Annotated in this window: 16 protein-coding genes; 5 read left to right on the plus strand and 11 right to left on the minus strand. The window is 64.7% G+C overall.

All coding sequences use genetic code 11. From position 1 onward, the window contains the following. Nucleotides 1-9: 9 nt before the first annotated feature. The 5 genes from AC3WR5_RS12155 to AC3WR5_RS12175 all read right to left on the minus strand — a co-directional run bounded on the left by AC3WR5_RS12155 (nucleotide 10) and on the right by AC3WR5_RS12175 (nucleotide 5,756). The gene (locus AC3WR5_RS12155; protein ID WP_492484699.1) at nucleotides 10-1,797 is read right to left on the minus strand and encodes a tannase/feruloyl esterase family alpha/beta hydrolase; all 1,788 of its coding nucleotides are present in this window, start codon (nucleotides 1,795-1,797) and stop codon (nucleotides 10-12) included. Nucleotides 1,798-1,992: 195 nt separating this feature from the next. After that, on the minus strand, nucleotides 1,993-2,787 hold the full coding sequence (locus AC3WR5_RS12160) for a hypothetical protein (protein WP_492484701.1): 795 nt from the start codon (nucleotides 2,785-2,787) through the stop codon (nucleotides 1,993-1,995). A 79-nt stretch (nucleotides 2,788-2,866) separates the two neighbouring features. Then, on the minus strand, nucleotides 2,867-3,940 hold the full coding sequence (locus AC3WR5_RS12165) for a hypothetical protein (RefSeq protein WP_492484703.1): 1,074 nt from the start codon (nucleotides 3,938-3,940) through the stop codon (nucleotides 2,867-2,869). A 173-nt stretch (nucleotides 3,941-4,113) separates the two neighbouring features. Beyond that, nucleotides 4,114-4,536, minus strand: coding sequence for an Lrp/AsnC family transcriptional regulator (locus AC3WR5_RS12170; RefSeq protein WP_141288077.1), 423 nt, complete (start codon nucleotides 4,534-4,536; stop codon nucleotides 4,114-4,116). A 293-nt stretch (nucleotides 4,537-4,829) separates the two neighbouring features. Then, entirely contained in the window at nucleotides 4,830-5,756 is a 927-nt protein-coding gene (locus AC3WR5_RS12175) for a LysR family transcriptional regulator (RefSeq protein ID WP_492484705.1), read from the minus strand. Nucleotides 5,757-5,887: 131 nt separating this feature from the next. On the opposite strand from AC3WR5_RS12175, the gene AC3WR5_RS12180 reads away from it, so the two are divergent. Further along, nucleotides 5,888-6,532, plus strand: coding sequence for an NADPH-dependent F420 reductase (locus tag AC3WR5_RS12180; RefSeq protein WP_492484707.1), 645 nt, complete (start codon nucleotides 5,888-5,890; stop codon nucleotides 6,530-6,532). A 28-nt stretch (nucleotides 6,533-6,560) separates the two neighbouring features. Here AC3WR5_RS12180 and AC3WR5_RS12185 read toward each other — a convergent pair whose 3' ends face one another. Further along, nucleotides 6,561-7,490 carry a LysR family transcriptional regulator gene (locus AC3WR5_RS12185; RefSeq protein WP_492484709.1) on the minus strand — a complete coding sequence of 310 codons (930 nt, stop codon included), beginning with the start codon at nucleotides 7,488-7,490 and terminating at the stop codon, nucleotides 6,561-6,563. Nucleotides 7,491-7,596: 106 nt separating this feature from the next. On the opposite strand from AC3WR5_RS12185, the gene AC3WR5_RS12190 reads away from it, so the two are divergent. From AC3WR5_RS12190 to AC3WR5_RS12200, 3 genes are read left to right on the plus strand one after another with little or no spacing between them, the layout of a single operon-like run. Further along, entirely contained in the window at nucleotides 7,597-8,505 is a 909-nt protein-coding gene (locus AC3WR5_RS12190; protein ID WP_492484711.1) for an MBL fold metallo-hydrolase, read from the plus strand. Nucleotides 8,506-8,516: 11 nt separating this feature from the next. Continuing rightward, nucleotides 8,517-9,206, plus strand: a complete 690-nt coding sequence (locus tag AC3WR5_RS12195; RefSeq protein ID WP_492484712.1) for a DsbA family protein — start codon at nucleotides 8,517-8,519, stop codon at nucleotides 9,204-9,206. A 13-nt stretch (nucleotides 9,207-9,219) separates the two neighbouring features. Beyond that, nucleotides 9,220-9,612 carry a nuclear transport factor 2 family protein gene (locus tag AC3WR5_RS12200; protein WP_492484714.1) on the plus strand — a complete coding sequence of 131 codons (393 nt, stop codon included), beginning with the start codon at nucleotides 9,220-9,222 and terminating at the stop codon, nucleotides 9,610-9,612. Between the two features lie 667 nt (nucleotides 9,613-10,279). Here the strand turns inward: AC3WR5_RS12200 and AC3WR5_RS12205 are convergent. The 5 genes from AC3WR5_RS12205 to AC3WR5_RS12225 form a co-directional block, all read right to left on the minus strand. Then, a complete protein-coding gene (locus tag AC3WR5_RS12205; protein ID WP_492484716.1) occupies nucleotides 10,280-11,137 on the minus strand; it encodes a DNA adenine methylase in 858 nt (285 codons plus the stop codon). A gap of 43 nt (nucleotides 11,138-11,180) precedes the next feature. Next, nucleotides 11,181-12,494: a hypothetical protein gene (locus AC3WR5_RS12210; RefSeq protein ID WP_492484718.1), complete on the minus strand. Its 1,314-nt coding sequence runs from the start codon at nucleotides 12,492-12,494 to the stop codon at nucleotides 11,181-11,183. 36 nt (nucleotides 12,495-12,530) lie between these two features. Continuing rightward, nucleotides 12,531-14,210 (minus strand): AAA family ATPase, encoded by a 1,680-nt coding sequence (locus tag AC3WR5_RS12215; protein ID WP_492484720.1) that lies wholly within the window; start codon nucleotides 14,208-14,210, stop codon nucleotides 12,531-12,533. Between the two features lie 709 nt (nucleotides 14,211-14,919). Next, complete coding sequence (locus AC3WR5_RS12220) at nucleotides 14,920-17,217, minus strand: ATP-dependent DNA helicase (RefSeq protein ID WP_492484722.1); 2,298 nt, start codon at nucleotides 17,215-17,217, stop codon at nucleotides 14,920-14,922. Nucleotides 17,218-17,221: 4 nt separating this feature from the next. Then, nucleotides 17,222-18,028, minus strand: coding sequence for a hypothetical protein (locus AC3WR5_RS12225; protein WP_492485480.1), 807 nt, complete (start codon nucleotides 18,026-18,028; stop codon nucleotides 17,222-17,224). Nucleotides 18,029-18,288: 260 nt separating this feature from the next. On the opposite strand from AC3WR5_RS12225, the gene AC3WR5_RS12230 reads away from it, so the two are divergent. After that, the gene (locus tag AC3WR5_RS12230) at nucleotides 18,289-20,190 is read left to right on the plus strand and encodes a sigma-54-dependent Fis family transcriptional regulator (protein WP_492484724.1); all 1,902 of its coding nucleotides are present in this window, start codon (nucleotides 18,289-18,291) and stop codon (nucleotides 20,188-20,190) included. Nucleotides 20,191-20,236: the final 46 nt, after the last annotated feature.

A 20,236-nucleotide genomic window follows, 5' to 3' on the forward strand; every position in this document is an offset into this window, starting at 1 on the left:
CGCGCTCGATCAGTCGCCGGTGTCGCAGGCGATCTGCGTGCCCAGCGCGGTGCAATGCACCTGCGGGAAGTCGGCCGAGTAGAGGTAGTCGCCAGCGTTGGTGACCTTCACACCGGACTTCTTCTTCGGCGTGAAGGGCTTGAAGTTGGCCGCGTCGTTGGTACTGCCGCTGCCGACGTAGCGCGCCACGGTCGGGTACGGATACACCGGGCGGGACACGCCGGTCGTCGCGTTGTTGGCCACCAGTGCATAGGGCGCGGTGCCGGTCTCGACCCAGGACATCATCGGCGTCAGCACGTCGAAGGTGTTCGGACCCAGGCCGCTGCCGCAGTGGCCCATGCCTGGGAACAGGTAGAAGCGCGCGAAGTCCTCGCTGCTGGCCGTGGTGCCGGTCATGCTTTCCCAGTACTGCAGCGTGCCTTGTGGCGAGATGTGCTGGTCGGCCCAGCCATGCCACAGCATCAGCTTGCCGCCGGCTGCGGCGAAGGGCGTGAGGTTCGGGTTGGTGGCCGAGTACAGCTGCGAGGACTTGACCGTCTTGCGGAAGGCCGGCACTTTCCATGTCAGGTCGTTGATGGTGCGCGGGGTCGACGTGGCTTCGTCCAGGTACGGCTCATTGAGGTAGGTCTTGTACAGCCAGCTGGTGACGAAGTTCTCCGAGGAGGCGGTGCCACCTTGCGCGTCCGGCATGTAGAGCGTCCAGTCCAGCTCGGAGCCCCATTCGCTGGCGATTTCCGGTTCCAGCCGGTGGCCGGCGACGGACTTCGCGCCGTCATGGATGCGGAAGGCCGCGTCGGCCTGGGCCTGGGTCAGGCAGCCGGATTCATTGCCGTTGTTGGCGCAGACGAGGGTGTTGGTGTCGAACTTGCACGCCCGCGGGTCGTCGATGATGCCGTCGCTGACGCCATCGAGCGCGTCGCAGGCCGCCACCACCTTGGCGTGGATGTACGGCAGGTTGCCACGTAGCAGCAGGTAGGTGTTGCGCGCGGGCAGCGGGATGGTGCCTGGCGTGCTCTGGTTGGTCAGCAGCCGGTTGGCATGGTGGTACGTGTTCTGCACGTCCATGTTGTTGGCCGGCGCGCCTGCGGTGATGCCGTTGAAGTCATTCGGGTACCTTTGCGCAGACATCAGCGCCTCGCGGCCGCCGTCGGAGCAGCCGTCGAAATACGAGTAGGTGGCCGGCTGGCCGTAGAACTGCTGGATCACCGCCTTGGCGACCTGTGCGGTGACGTGCACGCCGCGGTAGGCGAAGTCGATCGCGGCCCAGGGGTTGTTGACGATCCAGGCAGAGCCTTGCGCGCTGGTGTGGCCCATGTTGGTGGTGGCCGTCACCAGCTGGCCCTTGACCCCCGGCACGCAGCCGCTGGATTGCGTGGGCGCGCCGAGGTTGTCGTTGCCGCACTCGCCGCCGCAGCCGTTCTGCACGTAGCGTTGGGTCCAGGTTGCCATCGGCAGGTTCATCACGATGGAACTGGCGCCGGGGCCGATGATGCCGCGCACCGCGCAGTACGCGGCCGGGTTGCTGGACGACACGTCGACCAGCGTCGCGCTGGTGAAGCTGACCTGGCCGCCGTCGTCGGCCACGCCGCTCAGATTCAGCGCCTGGAAGGCCGGCAGCGAGCACTGCATCAGCGCCGGCACGGCCGGCAGGTTGGCAATCGGCGGGGCGGCGGTGGCAGACAGCGGCAAGGCCAGTGCCAATGCCCACGACGCGCCCCACACAGCCTGCCGACACTTCTGTGCCGCCGTGCCGAACCCGGATGCGGCGCGCTGGCGCCGCACGGTTGTCTTCTCCATGCTCGTCTCCATTGTGGTTGGACCCGCCTGCGTGCCGGCCGAATGCAATGCTGGGCAGGGAAGGGTGGGGAGACTTTAGCCACGGGCTTGCCCGTGTTGAAGATGTCGCGGGAACGGCCGCGATAACCGCGAAGGATCATGGTTTGCACGGGTCGCCCCAGCGCGACAGGTCTGGGGGCTCCGCTCAAGCGTTGCTCAGTAGCTGAGCAGGATTGAGCCGCCCGTGTCGAGGGTGACGTTCTGGTTGCAGTTTTGTACATCGACCTGGCGGGTCCACGGGACCGCCACGAGGCCATTGGCTGTCTGCACGCTGATCTGGCTGAGCGTGGTTCCACCGCCCGCCGGGTAGTCGGAGCACTGAGCAATGCCATAGGCCTCTAGCGTCTCGTTGCACCACACCAGCTCGGGCAGGTCGGGCACCGCGAGCTGGGTGTTGGCAATGCCCACGAACTGGCTGGTGTAGTCGAACAAGCCATTGCCGGCGGCGTTCGTGAGTGTCATACGGCCCACCAGCGTGTCGCCAGGGTTCACCGGTACCAGGTCGCTGTGATATGCATGGCCATCACCCGCGACATACCAGCTCGCCACGGCCCACCACGGCCCCCCGCCGATGGCCGATTCACCCCATTGCAGCACCGGCTGCAGGATGCCGTCGGAGGTGTTGAGCGGGTCGATGCCGTTGAACAGGAACACGGTCTGCGCGCCTGGCGAGGCGGGCGGCGGTGGCACAGTCCAGGTGGTCTCGAAGGACTGGATAGGCGAGCCGGTGTTGTTGGTCCACCAGGCGTAGCAGATCCAGCCGCCGCTCAGCGCAGGCACCTCGCCGGGCAGGATGGCCTGCTGCGAAAAGGTCTTGTAAAGACCAGTCTTCAGTTCTCGGATGCGCTGCACGGTGGCCGTGTGACGGACCTCGTGGTCGCTCGGCACATGGTGCACCAGCGAAGAATGGCGGAAGCCGCCAGGGGTCAGGACCAGTTGGGCAGTTCTCATCGGATGCTCCCGGGATGGGCTAGAACATGGCGAAGACGCGTTGCGCCTTCGTGGGCGAAGTGCTGCTGCGCGCGTGCGATCAGCAGCTTGTCGGGTCGGCCTTGCACTTCACGAGTCGCTGCTGGGCGGCGAGCAGATCGGCCTGCGCGTTGATGGCAGCGGTTTGGTCGGAAAGGGATGGGGGCTGGAACGGAATGAGCGCGGCGTTTGCAGCATTCAGGGCCGAGCCGATGCCGGTGCTCTTCGCGTAGCGCAGCGTCTTGATGGCGCCCGACTCAGCCAACGCGAGTTCGAACGTTTGTTGGCCAAACGCCGCACCGTGGCCGATTGGCAACGGGATCTCGCCCGCAAGGGGAATCACCACGGTGCCTGACCATATCGGTACGGGCTTCGACGCCGAAGTGCTGGGCGGCAGATCGATTTGAAGCGTGACGGGCGCTGTGCGCGTCGCCACGAGCACGCCTGCACGACGCGGCGCAGAAGCGGAGGTTGACGCTGGCGCTTGCACGGCCTCCGGTGCGCCGACGCTGATTCGCGCCATTGGCACGCCGCCGGCCGTGCGAAGGCTTTCTGCGAGCACGTCGCTGCCGCCCATCGGCAAGAACTGCGGCGGCACGGTGGGCATGCCATTCGCGAAGGCGATGGTCGCCACGTAGGTCAGGGAGGCGGGCGTGTCGGCCTTCGCCCAGTTCTTGAGCACCTCGCAGACATTGGGTGACGGCGAGGGCGAAGGCGCCGGGTGCGGACCCGGCACCAGCAATGGCAATACAGAGCCAAGCAGGGTGATGGCGGAGCGTGCAATGGCTTCGCCTTGGCCCGTCGCCGTTGTGTTGACCGCAGTCAGCCGACCGTCTTCGGTGAGACCGAATTTCAGGTCGATGTCCGAATAGGTCCCGTCGAGGTCTTGTAGCGAGATCTGCTGTCTGCGAGCCAGGTCACTCGCATACGAGACCGCCGAAGTGACGCTGTAGCCAGCGATGAGCTGCGGCGGTGTTGCCTTGCTGCATTGCAGGGTTTGCAGCAGCGTCAAGGTCACGCTTGCCTTTGGCAGGTAGTACGTGACCTCGACATCGGGGATTGACGCGCAACCGCTAAGCAGCAGCGCAAGCGCTGCCGCGGGCGGCGCCGACCGGCGAAAAGTGATCTGAGGCATGGTGCATCCGGGTGACAGAACCCGTTCACAACGCTGCGCAGCGCATTGACGGGAATGAGGCGTAGCGTGGCCCCATCCTTGTGCCGCGGCATCAACAACCAAGCTGATCAAGGCGCCGGAAAGCGGCTTTGAGCCCGCCCTGCCAAGCGACCCTTCGTGGGCCTTTGCTATTGTCAGAGCTTGTGCGTGGACAGCAGGATGCTGGTCTCGGTGCTGGAGATGCCCTCGATGGAGCGGATGGCGTTGAGCACGCTGTCGAACATCTCCAGCGTGTCGGTGCGCAACTCGGCCATCAGGTCCCAGCGGCCATTGGTGGTGTGCAGGGCGATCACGTTGGGGTGGCCACGCAGCTGGCGTCGCACTTCTTCGGCGTGGTGGCCTTCGATCTCGATGCTCATGATGGCGCGGATGCGGTGCGCCTCGGCCTCGGGCCGCAGCCGCACGGTGTAGCCGACGATGGTGCCGTCGGCCTCCAGCCTGGCGATGCGGTTCTGCACCGTGGCCCGCGCCACGCGCAGCTTCTTGGCCAGGGCCACGACCGGCAGGCGGGCGTTGTCGCGCAGCAGTGCAATCAGCTGGCGGTCGGTGTCGTCCATGGGCGGGTACGCGCGCAGCAGTTTGCGCAGATCAGATGAAACACCTGGCGAAATGTAGGGTGGACCGTGCATTCTGCAAAAGACGGGTTTGCACGCGGCAAACCTCACAGGCCGCATTGATTTCGGCCATGCCTGCAACCCTGCGTTGGGGTACCCTGTGGGCTTCAGCAAGCTGCGAAAGGAGGTGATATGTCTTCATTCTCTTGGTCCGAGAGGGATCTCCCTACGTGATGTAGCCAGGTCCCAACCGACCCGCGGGCGCTGCCTCCATGTGAGCCAGCGCCCGTGCTTTTTTAAGGCTTTGCGGCCGTGTCCGACAGGTCACCGAACTTGTCGGCCACCAGCTCGATGAACGCGGAGACGGCCGAAGGCAAGTGGCGGCGACTGGCATAGACCAGGTGCACGCCGTGTCCCCTCCGATGGAACTGCGGCAGCACCGGCAACAGGCTGCCGGCGCTCAGTTCACGGCGCGTGATCGCCGCCGGCAGCAGCGCAATGCCCAGGCCGGCCAATGCCGCCTTGCGCAAGGCCTGCGATGTGTTGCCGCTGAACCGGCCGGCCACTTGCACCTCGGTGTCAGTGCCATCGCGCGCTGAGAGCCGCCAGGTCGCACGCCCGCTCGGGTGCGCGAAGACAAGGCAGTCGTGGTTGGCCAAGTCCTGCAAGGTGGCGGGTGCGCCCCTGGCTGCGAGGTAGGCCGGGCTGGCCACCAGGCCGTCCAGCCCGGCGTCCAGCACCTGGCGCGCGAAGAGCCCCGAGTCTTCCAGCACCCCGCCCCGGATGGCGACGTCGATGCGGTCTGCAATCAGGTCGGCCCGCGCGTCGCTGAGGACGAAGTCCACGCGCACCAGTGGGTGCTTGGCGAGGAAATCCGCCAGGCATGCCATTGGAAAGAAATCGAAGAACTCGGCCGGCGCCGCGACCCGCACCAGCCCGCTGGGCACCTCGTTGCCAGACATCAGTGCCTGGCCCGCATCACCCAGGGTTTCCACGGCGCTGGCGCACCGGTCGTAGAAGTCCTGGCCGGCGTTCGTCAGCGACAGCTTGCGGGTGGACCGCTGCATCAGCCGCGTGCCCAGCCGCGCTTCGAGTTGCTGCACCCGGCGGCTCAGGGTATTGGGCGGTATGCCCAGGCGCCGCGCGGTCTCGGCAAAGCTGCCGCTGCGCACCACTTGCACGAAGACGGCGACGTCGTTCAGGTCAAGCGCGGTCGAATTCATTGCATTTCTGGATGAGTTCAATCCGATTGTGCCGCCTAGTCAATCAAAGATGGCTTTTCTATGCTTCTGCCATCGCATCACGGCTTCGCGACCCGCGGCGAAGCAGAAGTCAACCAACGAAGGACAACATCATGAACATCGGCATCATCGGCTCCGGCGGCCTTGGCAGCAACGTGGCTCGGGCCTTGGCGAAAAAGGGCATCGCAGCCACCATCGCCAACCGCCGCGGACCGGCCTCACTGGCCCCGCTGGTGGCAGAACTCGGCGCCAGCATCACGGCCGGCACGGTGGCAGAAGCTGCCTCAGCCGACATCGTGCTCGTCGCCGTGCGCTGGACCGACCTGGGCACCGCGTTGACGGGTCTGCCTGCCTGGAACAAGCGCATCGTCATCGACGGCACCAACCCTGTCGAGTTCCTCGATCCGAACTCGCCCGAGGCCAAGGACCCGAGCAATCCGCTGGCCGCCTATGGCATCAAGGCCATCGACCTGGGCGGCCGCTCGTCGAGCGAAGTCTTCCAGGAACACGTGCCCGGCGCCCGCGTCGTCAAGGCGCTGAATCACCTGGACGTGAACGTGCTGGCGCAGCCCGAAGTGTCCGGCGGCCAGCGCGTGCAGTTCTATGCCGGCGACGACATGGAGGCCAAGCTTGCCGTGCGCAAGGTGCTGGAAGCGATCGGCTACTTCCCTGTGGACCTCGGCTCGCTGGCAGCAGGCGGCCGTTTGTCACAGCTGCCCTTCGGCGCCCTGTCGGCGACGAACTTCATCAAGATTTGAACCTGCCGCGGGGCCGCCATCCTTGCGCTCAAGCCGGCTTTTGAGCTTCCTCAATTGCCAGGTCCCAGGGCGCGCGCTCACCGGCAAAGCGGGCTGCCAAGAAGTCCACCAGCAGGCGCAGGGCCAGCGGCTGGTGCTGGCGCGACAGATAGATGGCATGGATGCCGAGCACGCCGGGCTCGTGGTCCGGCAGCAGGTGCACCAGGCGAGCGGTGCGCAGCTCGTCGCCCAGGTAGTAGGTCGGCAGCATGCCGATGCCGGCACCGCTGAGCACGGCCCGCCGCAGCACCGCCGTCTCGTTGGTATGAAAACTCCAGTTGACCGGCACCGTGATCGTCTCGTTGCCTCGGGTGAAGCGGTACTGCTTGCCGATGCCGAAGGCATGGGCGATGCAGCGATGCTGGCGCAGGTCTTCTGCGCTGTGCGGCTGGCCGTGCTGTGCCAGATAGGCAGGTGAGGCGCACAGCATCGAACGGCACAGCGCCAGCGGCCGCGTGATCATCGCCGGGTCCAGCGTGTTGGTGATGCGCACCGCCAGGTCGACCCGCTCCCCGACCAGGTCGCTGGCCTTGTCGCTGACCGACAGCACGATCTCCACCTGCGCGTGCTGGCGCTGAAAGTCGACCAGGGCGGCGGTGAGCTCGGCCTCGGCAAAGGAGCTGGAACTTGTGACACGCAGCACCCCCGCCGGCTCCCGGCCGCGCTCGGCGGCGAGGTGCGTGGCCTCGTCCGCCAGTTCCAGCAATTGCCGGCAGGAGGGCAGGGCGGCGGCCCCGGCATCGGTCAGGCTGACCTTGCGCGTGGTCCTGTGCAGCAGGCGGGCGCCCAGCCAATCCTCGGCGGCCGAGAGGTAGCGGCTGACCATGGCCGCCGACATCTCCAGATGCTCTGCCGTCTGGGTCAGGCTGCCGCGGTCGGCCACTTCCACGAACACGCGAGCGGCGGTCAAACGATCCATTGCGTCGATCCAGGCAACAAACAATCAATTGATATGGGCTTTATCAACCATATCGCAAAAACTAAAGTCCATTCCGTTCCTTGCTTCCACTCACGGAGATCGCACCATGTTCCAGCCCCGCAGCCTTTCCCGCGGACTCACCCGTTTCTTCCTGCCCGCCCTGACCCTGGGTGTCGTTGCCGCCGCAGCCACAGGTGTCGCTGCTCAAACTGCCGCGCCGCTGACCGTGAAGGTCTACAACGCCGACGGCAACAGCTTCAACGTCAACGCGGTGGTGGTCAGCGGCAAGACCGAGGCGATGGTGATCGACAGCGGCTTCACCCGCGCCGACGCGTTGCGCGTGGCCGCCAATGTGCTGGACAGCGGCAAGACGCTCAAGACCATCTTCATCAGCAATGCCGACCCGGATTTCTACTTCGGCGCCGAAGTGCTGAAGGCCTATTTCCCCCAGGCCCAGGTGCTGACCACCCCGGCCGTGCGCGACAAGATCCAGGCCAAGCTGGCCGGCAAGCTGGCCTTCTGGTCGCCCAAGATGGGTGCCAACGCGCCGCAGAAGCCCATCGTGCCCGAACTGCTGCAGGGCACCACCTTGAGCGTCGACGGCGAAACCGTCGAAGTGCGCGGCACCACGGGCGAGCTGGCACATCGTCCCTATGTGTGGATTCCGTCGATCAAGACCGTTGCCGGCAACATCGCCGTCTTCGGCAACCTCCATGTGTGGACGGCCGACACGCAAAAGCCCAGCGAGCGCAGGGCCTGGCTCGCGCAACTGGACGAAATGGAGGCGCTGAAGCCCACCACCGTCGTGCCCGGCCACATGGCCCCGGGGACCGCCCTTGACGCCAGCGCCATCCGCTACACCCGCGACTACCTGCTGCGCTTCGATGCGGAAGCCGCGAAGGCCAAGACCGGGGCCGAGCTGATCGAGGCCATGAAGAAGGCCTACCCGCAGGCCGGCATGGGCATGGCGCTGGACATCGGCGCCAAGGTCAACAAGGGCGAGATGCAGTGGTGATGAGCAGCCCCATGACCGCCACCTTGCATTACTTCTACGATCCGCTGTGCGGCTGGTGCTACGGTGCCGCGCCGCTGGTGAAAGCGGCCCGCGACCTTGTCGATGTGAAGGCGCACGGTGGCGGCATGATGGCCGGCGCGCGCCGCCAGCCCGTGACGCCGCAGCTGCGTGGCTTCGTGATGCCGCATGACGCCAGGATCGCGCAGTTGAGCGGCCGGCCCTTCGGCGACGCCTATGCCAACGGCCTGCTGCGCGACACCACGGCGGTGTTCGATTCCGAGCCGCCCACCGCCGCCATCCTGGCCGCCGAGGCCCTGGCCGGCCGCGGGCTGGACCTGCTCGCCGCGCTGCAGGTGGCGCACTATGTCGAGGGTCGCCGCATTGCGGACCGTGCAGTGCTGGTCGACGTGGCCGGTGCCAACGGCCTGCCGCCCGCACCGTTCGCCGACGCGCTGGACCGGCAAACCGGCGCCGCGGTGCAAGCCCATTTCGAAGAGACCCGCAGCCTGATGGCCCAGGTCGGCACGCAAGGCTTCCCCAGCTTCGTGCTGGACATCGGCGGTGTGATGACCCGCGTGGACGCCTCGCGCCGTCTGGGCCGGCCGCAGGCGTTCCAGGACTGGCTGCGCGAGCAGACGCCGCCGACCGTCAATTCCGCCGGCCACCACTTCGCCTGCGACGCCGACGGCTGCGCCCTCTGACCCTGGAGCGTCCATGAAAGCGAACCTGCAAATCGTTGCCGACCACTATGCTGCTTCGGCCCGCCAGGACATCGCCGGCATGATGGCCGACGTGTCGCCCGATGTCGCCTGGACCGAGATGGCCGGCTTCCCCTGCGCCGGCACCTGGATCGGCCCCGACCAGGTCATCGCCCAGGTGTTCACCGTGCTCGGCAGCGCGTGGGAGGGCTACCGCTTTGAGCTGGAGAAGCTCATCGATGGCGGCGAGCCGGTGGTGGGCGTTGGCAGCTATTCGGGCACCTACCGCAAGACCGGCAAGTCGATGCGGGCACGCGTCACCCATGTGTGGCGCCTGGCCGCCGGCAAGATCATCGGCTTCGAGCAGTTCACCGACACCTTGCTGGTCGCGCAGGCCATGCAGGACTGAGCGACTTTTGCCATCAGGCAGGAAACAAGCGCCTGGACCTCATTCTCTTGGTCCAAGAGGGACCTCCTTACGTGATGTAGCCAAGTCCTCAACCGACCCGCGGGCGCTGCCGCCTTGTGTGGTCAGCACCCGTGCTTTTTGGGGCCTCGGGTTTCGCGGTTGCCTCTGGCGTGTCCCTTCTGCAGCACGAATTGCGCGCCGGCAATGTGGCCCGGGCCGAAGCGCTGCTGGGGCTCTTCCAGGTGCGCGACCCGGGGCCCGAACGGCAGCGCGCGCTGGCATGTCGAACGCGCGCTGCTGCAGGCCGAAGTGGCGGCCGCGAAATGCGAATGGGCAGGCGCCGAGTCTTTGACCCGCTCCGCCGTGGCCGAGGCAAGGCGCTTCGCCGAGCCCCGACTAGATCCATGACTTGCTGGCCCGCGCGCTGGAAGAGCAAGCCCAGGCTTGCGCGGCTTGAAGCGGAGTTGCTTGCGGCTGAGGCGCAGGGGTTGCGGCACGAGATGACCGAGCTGTCAGGGGCGGCCTGATGCGATTCCCGCGGGCACCCGGCTGTCGAAGAAGAAGTCGGGCGCAAACTGCCCTGGCCCAGCTGCCGTCGATGACTCAGGATAGCTTTACAGCGGCGTGTGTGGTGCAATGCGGGGCGCACGCACCCATTTCTTAAGGCCTACGCAGCAAGCTGCGGTGCCTCCTTTAAGCTGGCTGGTGGGCTCAGGTCGGGAGAAATCACGAGCAGTTCGCTGGCTCGGCGTTTCACTTGCGCGTAGTAGATGAGCCCCTTTCGGTGCATCGGTAGCCCCGCATAGAGTTGCTCGATTTCGGGAGCGTCGTCGTAGGTCAGCATCCAGGGGCGCTTCAGTCGGCGGATCTGGGCGGCCAATACTTCGTGGTCGCGCGGATTGTAGAAATTCGTGTACAGATCCTGCCCCTTTGAAAAATAGGGTGGATCAATGTTGATCAATGACCGTATTGGCAATTCTTTAGACCACCGTACAAGACAGGCTTTGGCGTCGTCTCGCGTTAATTTAACGACTTCAGAATAACTGGCGATGCGCCGAATCTTTCCAATTAGCTCCGGCTTGTTGAAGCGGCAGTCTAGCTTGTAGTTGCCAGTTTGGTTTTTTCCACCAATCACACCCGCACCGATAATGCCAGATCTGTTTGTTCGATTCAGAAACAGCGTGGCAAAACCAATTTTCAACGTAGAATCTGATTCTTGAAGAATGGCGCGTTGCTTGTACCACTCCTCCATTGTGACCGGCGTATTTTCGATCAGCTCGCAAAGGTCGTCAGAATTCTCTAAAGTTGATTTCCAGAAGCTGTGAATGCCTTGGTCAATGTCATTCAGCCAAACTTCGCTGACGTGGCCGGAAAGCAGCAGTCGCCAAGCCACGCCAGCTCCGCCAGCAAACGGCTCCGCATAAACGCCGCGAAGCAAATCGTTGCTTCGCAGTAGATCGCTCACCAGCGGCGATAGCTGTGTCTTACCGCCGGGGTAACGTAAAGGGGTGTCTGTGGTAGGCATTGGATCGAAGGATAGGCAATTTTGAATCGTCTGGCCAGCGCTTTTACATTCTTTCGAGCATCAGCTTCAGGCACGACTCCCAGTTGTCCCAAACCGCGATCAGACCCCTACGTGTAGGCAGGTGGGCGCCATGCACGGCAGCGCCAAGAGTGTCTAAGCTGAATGCGGAATCCTGATTCGACCCGGCGACTCGCATGTTTTTGAGTTTGATGGCCGGAATGCCGCTTTTTTCGAGGTGCTGTTGGCAAAGCTGTATCAAAACATTGTCAGGCTGCTTCGGTTTGTGAAAACTGTGCGCCACGGCATATAAAACCATGATCCGTTCAATGGAAGCTCGGATCAGATAATTCACTGCAAACGGAAAATCATCCGGCGCGGTGCTGCGCAGCTCCTTCAGGATTCGCTGAAGATTTTTGTCTTTGTGCTTGGCGACGAATGAGGACGAAATGATGTATTTCCGGCTGTCGGGGCTCTTGGGATTGCGCTCTCCCTTGGGGCCTGCTTCGGCAACGGGAGGCGGCGGTTCCGGCAATGGCAAGAGCGTCCTAGGGGAGACGCCACTCGAATGAAGCGCCTGCCCGTAGGTGCGCCATTCCTCGGCGTTTGAGCGTGAGTGAATTTTAGAGTCCCCGTTGGCATCGGGCAGCGCATCCAGCACGAAGTGCTTGAGGGCCCGATCCACTTCAGCGGCGTCGTGCGTGAAGATCAGCTCTCTTGGCGAGCCGAGGCCCAAGGCCGCTCGCACGACGGGATTGCCCAGGTAGCGACGCAGCGTGGTGACTGGGATCTTCTTGCGCTGGTCCTCGGTGATCCATCCTGCGGTCTGTGCCCTCTCCAGCACATCCACGGCGAGCTTGTCAGGCGACGCGCCTCCGGCGAAGCGAGCCTGGGCGGCCGTGGTCCAGCGCCGTGTGCCGAGGCCCCCTTGCTCGCCGAGGTGGCGCAGCTGCAGCCATGGCTTGGCGGCCTCACGGTCCCGGAAGACGACCACGGGCACCTTGGTGATCGCCCCCGTGGCCGAAGCGCGGATCGTGTCGAGAGCCTCCCTCACCTTTGGGTTGGGAGCCTTGCGGGGATCATGGAGCAGCTTCAACGCGCAGGTCCGGCGGTTCCCCTCGACGACCATGTAGTGACCTGGTGTGTCTTTGATACTGATCACGCCGATTCGGTCCAGCGGACTGATGCCGCCTTTCTCTGCAATGTCCTTTGCGACGACGAGCACCTTCTCGCTGCCGACCAACTGCGCCACGATGAGGTCCTCGTCCTCGATCGGATCGAAACGAGGATTTTCAGGATCCAGGTGCAGCTTCGTCAGAGAAACGCCGTCGACGTTTGTATATTCTGGGGGGTTGGCCATGAAACACTCCCTGCAATTGGCAAGCGCGGTTTACTGTCAATCAACCTGCACGGGCGGCAGCCCCGCCTTCACCACAAGCTCGTTGAGCTTCTTCATGAAGTCAGCGACAAATATATTGCGAGTGTCAAGTTGGTCTGCATAGTAGGTGATATATTTCTTAAATTCGACGGAATTGTCATCTGCCCACTGCTTGCAATGCTTGATGTTGATTTCTTTCTCGTTGGCCACATCTTCCGGACTGAGGGACCTGATTCCAGCTTGCTTGAATTCATCGAGGAATCGGTCTCGCTCCTTGTTAAACCTCACAAAAAACGTATCGTCATTCTTCATATTAATAATATGAAGAATGATTCTCCGCTCAATGGCAAGTTGATTTGCATCCGGCAGTTGTGCGAACAGTGCCTTATTTTTTATCTTGTCTATTTGTGTTTTTGGCACGTCGGCGTCGAATAGCACCAAAGCGCCTTCAAGCAGCAAGGGAAATTGCAGGCATAAACTGCTTAATGCCGTATAGGAGGTGCCAGGCTTGCTTCCATCCGGGGCGAGAGAACTATGAAACTCGACTAAGCGTAACAGGTGCTGCTTCTTGATTAGGCGTTTGGCAAAATGAACTGCATAGTCGTCCTCGCAGAAAACTTTGACTTTTCGGGCTTCGACGACTTTCTGCGGATCCTGGAACGTCAGTTCCTTATATGCGAGAGTAAGGGGTGGATTTTTAGAAATTGGAGTGTTGCCTCCCTGAGCAGACGACTTGCTCAGGAAGTTCATTACAATTCGCTTAGCATCCATATTCGCTTGATGCTCAGCATAGATGTGCATGATCAAGTAAAGCGAATGTGTGGCAATAACGACCTGGACCTTATTGTTGCGTGCCCACTTGTAGAGGTAATCGAAAAGACGGAGTTGTGCAACCGGATGCAGGCTGCTTTCAAATTCGTCGATGCATAGGACGCCATTGCCTGTGACCTGGCCCTTTTGGAGGCTTCGCTGGAAGCCGATCAGGCTGTTGTAGATGGCGCCCAGGTTGTCTTCACCCGACGAAATACCCTGCCAGTCGTACTTAGCACCTTGGCCGGATGGCGCAAAGGTTGTCTTCACACGCTTCTGGTGTACCGGCGTGAACTCGTTGTAATCGCTGCTAGGGAAGACAGTCTCGTAGAAGTCCTTGAGGCCTCTGGCTTCGTCCTTGGTGAGCGCGAGTTTCGGTGCCGCATCGGGCTTCGCCGAGGTCGCAACCATGGGACGCAAACGCGTCATGTTCATTAGCGACGTGTTGTAGACGAAGTTGCCGTCACCGCCTTCCGAGCCCGAGACGACGACGCGGTGACGGTTGGTTTTGTCACCAACCCAGTAGATCTGAACCGGCTCTCTCAGCAGTTTCAAACCACCGGTCTGGAGCAGCAGGTCGTAGTCGTAATTGTCGGTGTCATACGTCGAAGAGAGCTTGAAAACCTCTTTGAGCGTGGTCTTCAGCTTGTTGCCGAAGACGTCTTCCGCCTCACTGGAGAAGGGGTGCGCGATCAGGCCCATCAAGGAGGTCTTCATGGTTCCGTTCCGCCCGGACAGGACGGTGATGACGTCGCCTAGAACGATTGTCTGGTTCTCGATCGAGCGGAACTTTTTGATGTCAATGCCGGCGATCGAGTTGATGGGAATTTCCTTGTTATCGGAATATCCCAAACCGGCCTTGCTGTCGCTATCTCCGAATTCGAACATCTTGCTTTCCAAATAAATCTATTGCAACCAGAATCTCGGATCGATTTCGCCAAAAAATTGTATGAATACCAGGCGCATGTCAACCGCCGCCAGTGCGCGGGCGTGGCAAGTGCCCTGTAGTACGAGGTTCGATGCGCTGCGAGGTCTTGTGAGGGCCGTGGAATGGCGCGGCGCTGCTCGGACCTGGCCGGTTTGCATTTCGGAGCGCGTCATCTGCTGGCGATGGGCCGCGCTGTGCCGACGGTTCCGCCGCACAAAGGCGAGACCGTGCTCGACTGCGATGGCACACGGTAGCTAACAACCTAGCTAGGCTGGCAGCTCGCATCTGTGTCCCTCTTCAAACATTGTTTTTATTGCTGCTTGTTGTGCGACAAGAAATAGCTACGACTGTAACGGTAGTTTGTCGTGCGGCGTAGTCAATGGTAATAAGTCGCTTAATTCCGGATCGCGATCAGCTCGAAGTCTGCCCGCCCTGGAGTTCAGGCCAGAAGGGCTCGGCGACGATCAGCCGGCCGATGACTTTAGAAGCAATCACCTGGATCGTGATCCGATCCGCATTGATTGGATCTCGCCCGTCGCAAGCGCGCCGCGACGTATCCGAATGCAGTTGCGCATTGACGTCTGGTTGTGACTTGCCATGCGGTGAATTCGGGACACGGTCGGCAGCCTCGCCGCAATTCGGACCTTTCCCGGGGTTCGTCTTTCAACATCACCTCGACCACCACCCCGGCAACAACGCCTGCACCTCCCGCCGCGCAAACCGGTCATCAATCAAATGCACCACGCCCTGGTCCTCGGGCGTGCGGATCACGCGGCCTGCGGCTTGCACGACTTTTTGCAGGCCGGGGTAGAGGTAGGCGTAGTCGTAGCCGGCGCCGAACAGGGTTTGCAGGCGGTGGCGAAATTGTTCGTTCACCGGGTTGACCTGGGGCAGGCCGAGGGTGGCGACGAAGGCGCCGATGAGGCGGCGGCCGGGGAGGTCGATGCCTTCTGAAAACGCGCCGCCGAGCACGGCAAAGCCGATGCCTTGGCCGGCTTCGGTGAAGCGGGCGAGGAATTCGTGTTGCGCGCCTTCGCTCATCTGGCGGGTCTGCCGCCACTGCGGCAATTCCGGCTGCTGCTCGGCCAGCAGTTCGGCCACCTGCTGCAGGTAGTCGTAGCTGCTGAAGAAGGCCAGGTAGTTGCCGGGGCGCTCGGCGTATTGCCTGGCAATGAGCGAGGCGATGGGCTGCAGCGAGGACTGGCGGTGCGGGTAGCGGGTGGAGATGTGGTGCGCGACCTGCACCTGCAGCTGCGCGGCCTCGAACGGGGCTTCGACGTCGATGAAGCGGTGGTCTTCCGGCAGGCCCAGCAAGTCGCCGTAGTAGCGGGCGGGCTGCAGCGTGGCGGAGAAGAGGGTGCTGCAGTGCGCGGCGGCGAAGCGTGGTGCCAGGAAGGGCGCGGGCAGCAGGTTGCGCAGGCACAGCAGGCTGACGGGGCCGCCGCGCGGTGCTGCTGCCCCATGCTGCCGGGTCAGGTCGAACAGCGAGTGGCTGTCCATGCTTTCGGCCAGGCGGGTGAAGTGCAGGGCCTCGAAGTAGAAGGACTGCAGTGCGGCGTCGGACTCGGCGGCGTGTTCGGCGAAGTGATCATTGAGCACGCTGGTGGCCTGCTGTAATGCGTCCAGCAGCGGCTGGGGTGGCGTGGCCAGGCAGCGGTAGTCCTCGGCTTCTGGCGTGTCCAGCGCGGCCCAGCAGCGGCGCAGCTTGTCCAGCGCGCGCTTCAGCGGCGCGCGGGCCTTGGTGGCTGGCGAGCGGCGGGCCTGGGCCAGCGTGAGCGGCTGCAGCTCGGCGGTGTACATCTTGCGGCCGCGCTCGACCAGGTTGTGCGCCTCGTCCACCAGCAGCGCCACGCGCCACTGGTTGGCCTGCGTGAGGTGGTGCAGCAGCGCGCTGCTGTCGAAGTAGTAGTTGTAGTCGCCCACCACCACGTCCGCCCAGCGCGCCAGCTCCTGGCTCAGGTAGTAGGGGCAGACGGCATGCTGCTGCGCGACGCTGCGCACGCGGGCCTGGTCCAGCAGGCCGGCTTGGTCGACAGCCGCAGCGCGCGCCGCGGGCAGCCGGTCGTAGAAGCCCTTGGCCAGCGGGCAGGCGTCGCCGTGGCAGGCCTGGCCGGGGTGTTCGCAGACCTTGTCGCGGGCGACCAGTTCCAGCACGCGCAGCAGCGGTGATTCAGGCGCCTCTTTTGTTGGCGACAGCGCGCGCAGCGCCTGCAGTGCGAGCGCCCGGCCCGAGGTCTTGGCGGCCAGGAAAAACACCTTGTCCAGCTGCTGCGTGGGCGCGGCCTTCAGCAGCGGAAACAGCGTGCCCAGCGTCTTGCCAATGCCGGTGGGCGCCTGCGCCAGCAGGCAGCCGCTGGCGGTCGCCGTTTGGTAGACGGCCTTGGCCAGAGGCCGCTGGCCGCGCCGGAAATCGCCGAATGGGAAGCTGAGGCTTTGCAGCGCAGCGTCCCGCGCGGCGCGGTGGGCCAGCTGGGCCTGGGCCCACAGCAGGAAGCGCTGGCAGTGCAGCTCGAAGTGCTGGCGCAGCTCGGCGGCGCTGCAGCGCTGCAGCAGCACGGTTTCCTGCTGGCTGCCAATGTGCAGGTAGACGAGGGCCAGCTCCAGCTCGGCCAGGCCTTGCTGCGCGCACAGCAGCCAGCCGTAGACCTTGAGCTGCGCCCAGTGCAACTGGCGGTGCGAATCGGGCTGCAGTTCGAGCCGGGTCTTGTGGGTCTTGATCTCTTCGAGGCGCTGGCGGCGGGCATCGAAGCCATCGGCGCGACCGCGCACCTGCAGCGTCACGCCGGCTTGTTCGAACTGGCCGCTCAGGCTGACTTCGGCCTCGTAGCCTTCGCCGCGCCGGCCGGCCACCAGCGCGTGGCCGGCAATGCCTTCGGCGGCGGTGGGCGCCGGCGTGAAACGCAGGTCCAGGTCGCCCTGCTTGGCCGTGAATTCACACAGCTCGCGCACGGCGACGGTGTAGATCATGGGGTCACGGCTGCAGGCCCGCCGCGGGTGGGTCGCCGGCTTCGCCCAGCGTGGCCTGCGGCGCCTCCAGCTCGTCGGCCCGCAGCGGCGTGGCCTTGGCCAGCGCCAGCCAGACCGGGAAGGGCAGCGTGCAGCCCATGTGGCGGGCCGGGCGCAGCAGCTCGAAGCGGCCTTCCTTCAGGCTGCCGTGCAGCACCCAGACGCCGAACTCCGAAGGGATTTCGTTGGGCTTGGCCACGCCCGCCGGGAACACGTAGTAGCACTCGCAGCACAGCCATTGGTAGGCCTGGCGCTTGGCTTCGTGGCGCAGGTCGGACAGCAGGTCGGCGCGGCTGAACTTGATCTCGTGCACCATCGGCTGCAGGTAGGCCTCGACGGAGGTGTTGCGCACCGAAAAAAGGTCGGGCCTGGCCATGCGCCAGGTGTTTTTCGCGGCCTTCTGCTGCGCTTCTTCGTCGGCCCACAGCGGCAGCGGCTCGGTGGCCAGCAGCGGGGCGGGCGCGTCACCGGTGCTCAGGGCCGCCGCGGCGGGCGGCGGGGTTTCGATCTGGGCCCGCAGCGACAGCTCTCGCCAGACCACGCGGCCGGACGCCAGCAGGTGCTCGGCGAACTTCTGCGCCAGCCGGTCATGGCCGCTGAGCGCGCGGGTGTTCTGCTGGCGCGACTCGGCCAGCAACTGGATGCCGGCGTCCGTCAGTCGCAGCGCCTCGCGGCCTTCGGTGTTGACCTGCAGCGCCAGCAGGCCGGCTGCCAGCAGGTCGATTTCGATGCCGTCCTTGCAGGGCCAGCCGGCCGAGCGCCAGACCTGCATCAGCCGCGTGCGGTGTACGCGGGTCAGTGAAGGCGGCGGGGGGGCTGGGGCCGAAGTAGGCGGGAGGGTCATTGGCGTCGAGGGAGCCAGCAGGCTCGGCGAAGGCGGCAGCAGGGCCGCGGCGGCAATGGACAGGTCCGACATGGACACTGATTATAAATACAGTATTCCACGCTTCGCGAGCACTGCTTGAACCGTCCCGGTCCGGAAGGTGGAAACCCCGCGTTGACAGCATCGCGGGCCGGGGCGATGGTCGCCCCATGCACTCTGCCCAACGCGAGCACATTGCCACCGTGATGCAGGTGGCCGACCTGGGCGTGCAGGCGCAGGCTGCGCTGCGCCACGAACAGGTCATCCGCGACTCCTGGCACCGCTGCGTGCACGAGCACCAGCTGGACCCGACGCGCATGCAGGAAGCGGTGATCCTGCCGCAGGGCCAGTTGCGCGAGCACCAGGACCAGATGGAGGCCTTCATCCACATCGCCCGGCGCGGGCTGGAGACGCTCTACCAGCAGGTCGCAGGCCTGGGCTATGTGGTGCTGCTGACGGACGCGCGCGGCGTGACGGTGGACTTCATCGGCGACCTGCAGATGGAGCCTGGCCTGCGCAAGGCCGGGCTGTACCTGGGTGCGGACTGGAGCGAGCAGCATGCCGGCACCTGCGGCGTGGGCACCTGCATCAGCACCGGCGAGGCGCTCACGGTGCACCTGGACGACCACTTCGACGCGACCCACATTCCGCTGACCTGCACCACCAGCCCGGTCTATGACGCGCGCGGCGAGCTGGCGGCGGTGCTGGACATCAGCGCGCTCAGCGCCGCCGGCCCCAAGGGCAGCCAGGGCCTGGCGCTGCAACTGGTGAAGCTCCATGCGCAGCAGATCGAGAGCGCGGCCTTCCTGCAGCGGCACCGGCAAGACTGGGTGCTGCGCCTGTCGGCCGCGCCGCAGTTCGTGGACGTGAACCCCGATTACCTGCTGGCGCTGGACAGCGCCGGCCGCGTGGTGGGCCACAACCGGCGCGCGCAGCAGGCGCTGCAGGGCACGCGGCCGTTGGTCGGCCAGTTGTTCGATGCGCTGTTCGAGGCCCGCTTCGAGCAGATTGGCCGCTTCGTGATGGCCCAGCCCTCGGACCAGCGCGCGGTGATGCGCAGCGGTGGCCGCGAGCTGCTGTTCCTGTCGGCCACGCCGCCACCGCCCAGGCCGGCGGCACCGCGCGGCCAGCCCGAACGGCCGGTGCCGGCGCCGCTGGCGGCGCTCTCCGCTGGCGACCCGGCTTTGGATCGGCAGATTGAGCGCGCCGCGAAGCTGGTGAACTCGCCGGTGAACCTGCTGATCACCGGCGAGACCGGCTCGGGCAAGGAGTATTTCGCCAAGGCTGTGCATGCCAGTGGCGAGCGCCGCACGCGACCCTTCGTGGCGGTGAACTGCGCGGCCATCCCGGAGAGCCTGATCGAGAGCGAGTTGTTCGGCCACCTGCCGGGCAGCTTCAGCGGCGCGGCGCCCAGGGGCAAGCGCGGGCTGATCCCCGAGGCCGATGGCGGCACGCTGTTCCTCGATGAGATTGGCGACATGCCGCTGCCCTTGCAGGCGCGGCTGCTGCGCGTGCTTTCCGAGCGCGAGGTGCTGCCGGTGGGCGCCACGCGGCCGGTGCCTGTGAACATCCGCGTGATTGCCGCCACGCATGCACCGCTGGAAACGCTGGTGCGCGCTGGCCGCTTCCGCGACGACCTCTACTACCGCCTCAACGGCGCCCACATCGCGTTGCCACCACTGCGCGAACGCAGCGATTTGCCGGCGCTGCTGACGCGCTTCCTGCACGGCCGCACGCTGCAGCCAGAGGTGCGCGCGCGCCTGCTGGCCTACGCCTGGCCCGGCAACCTGCGCGAGCTGAAGAACGTGCTGGACTGTGCTGCCAGCGTGGCCGGTGATGGGACCATCTCGCTGCACGACCTGCCGGAGCTGGCGAGCGTTGCGCACGCGCCGCTGCGCCCTGTCGAAGCCCACCTGCCGAACCGCGGCGACGACGCGCTGCTGCAGGAATTGCGCGCTGCGCAGTGGAACGTCAGCCTGGCCGCGCGCCGGCTCGGCGTGGCCCGCATGACGCTGTACCGCCGCATGAAACGCGCGGGCATCGTTGCGCCCAACCACTGCGAGCCCGAGTGACAGGTGTCACGCGACCCGGGTGTGACAGCTGCAGCGCTGTGACACC

The sequence above is a fragment of the Ideonella sp. FW305-24 genome (genome assembly GCF_058788035.1).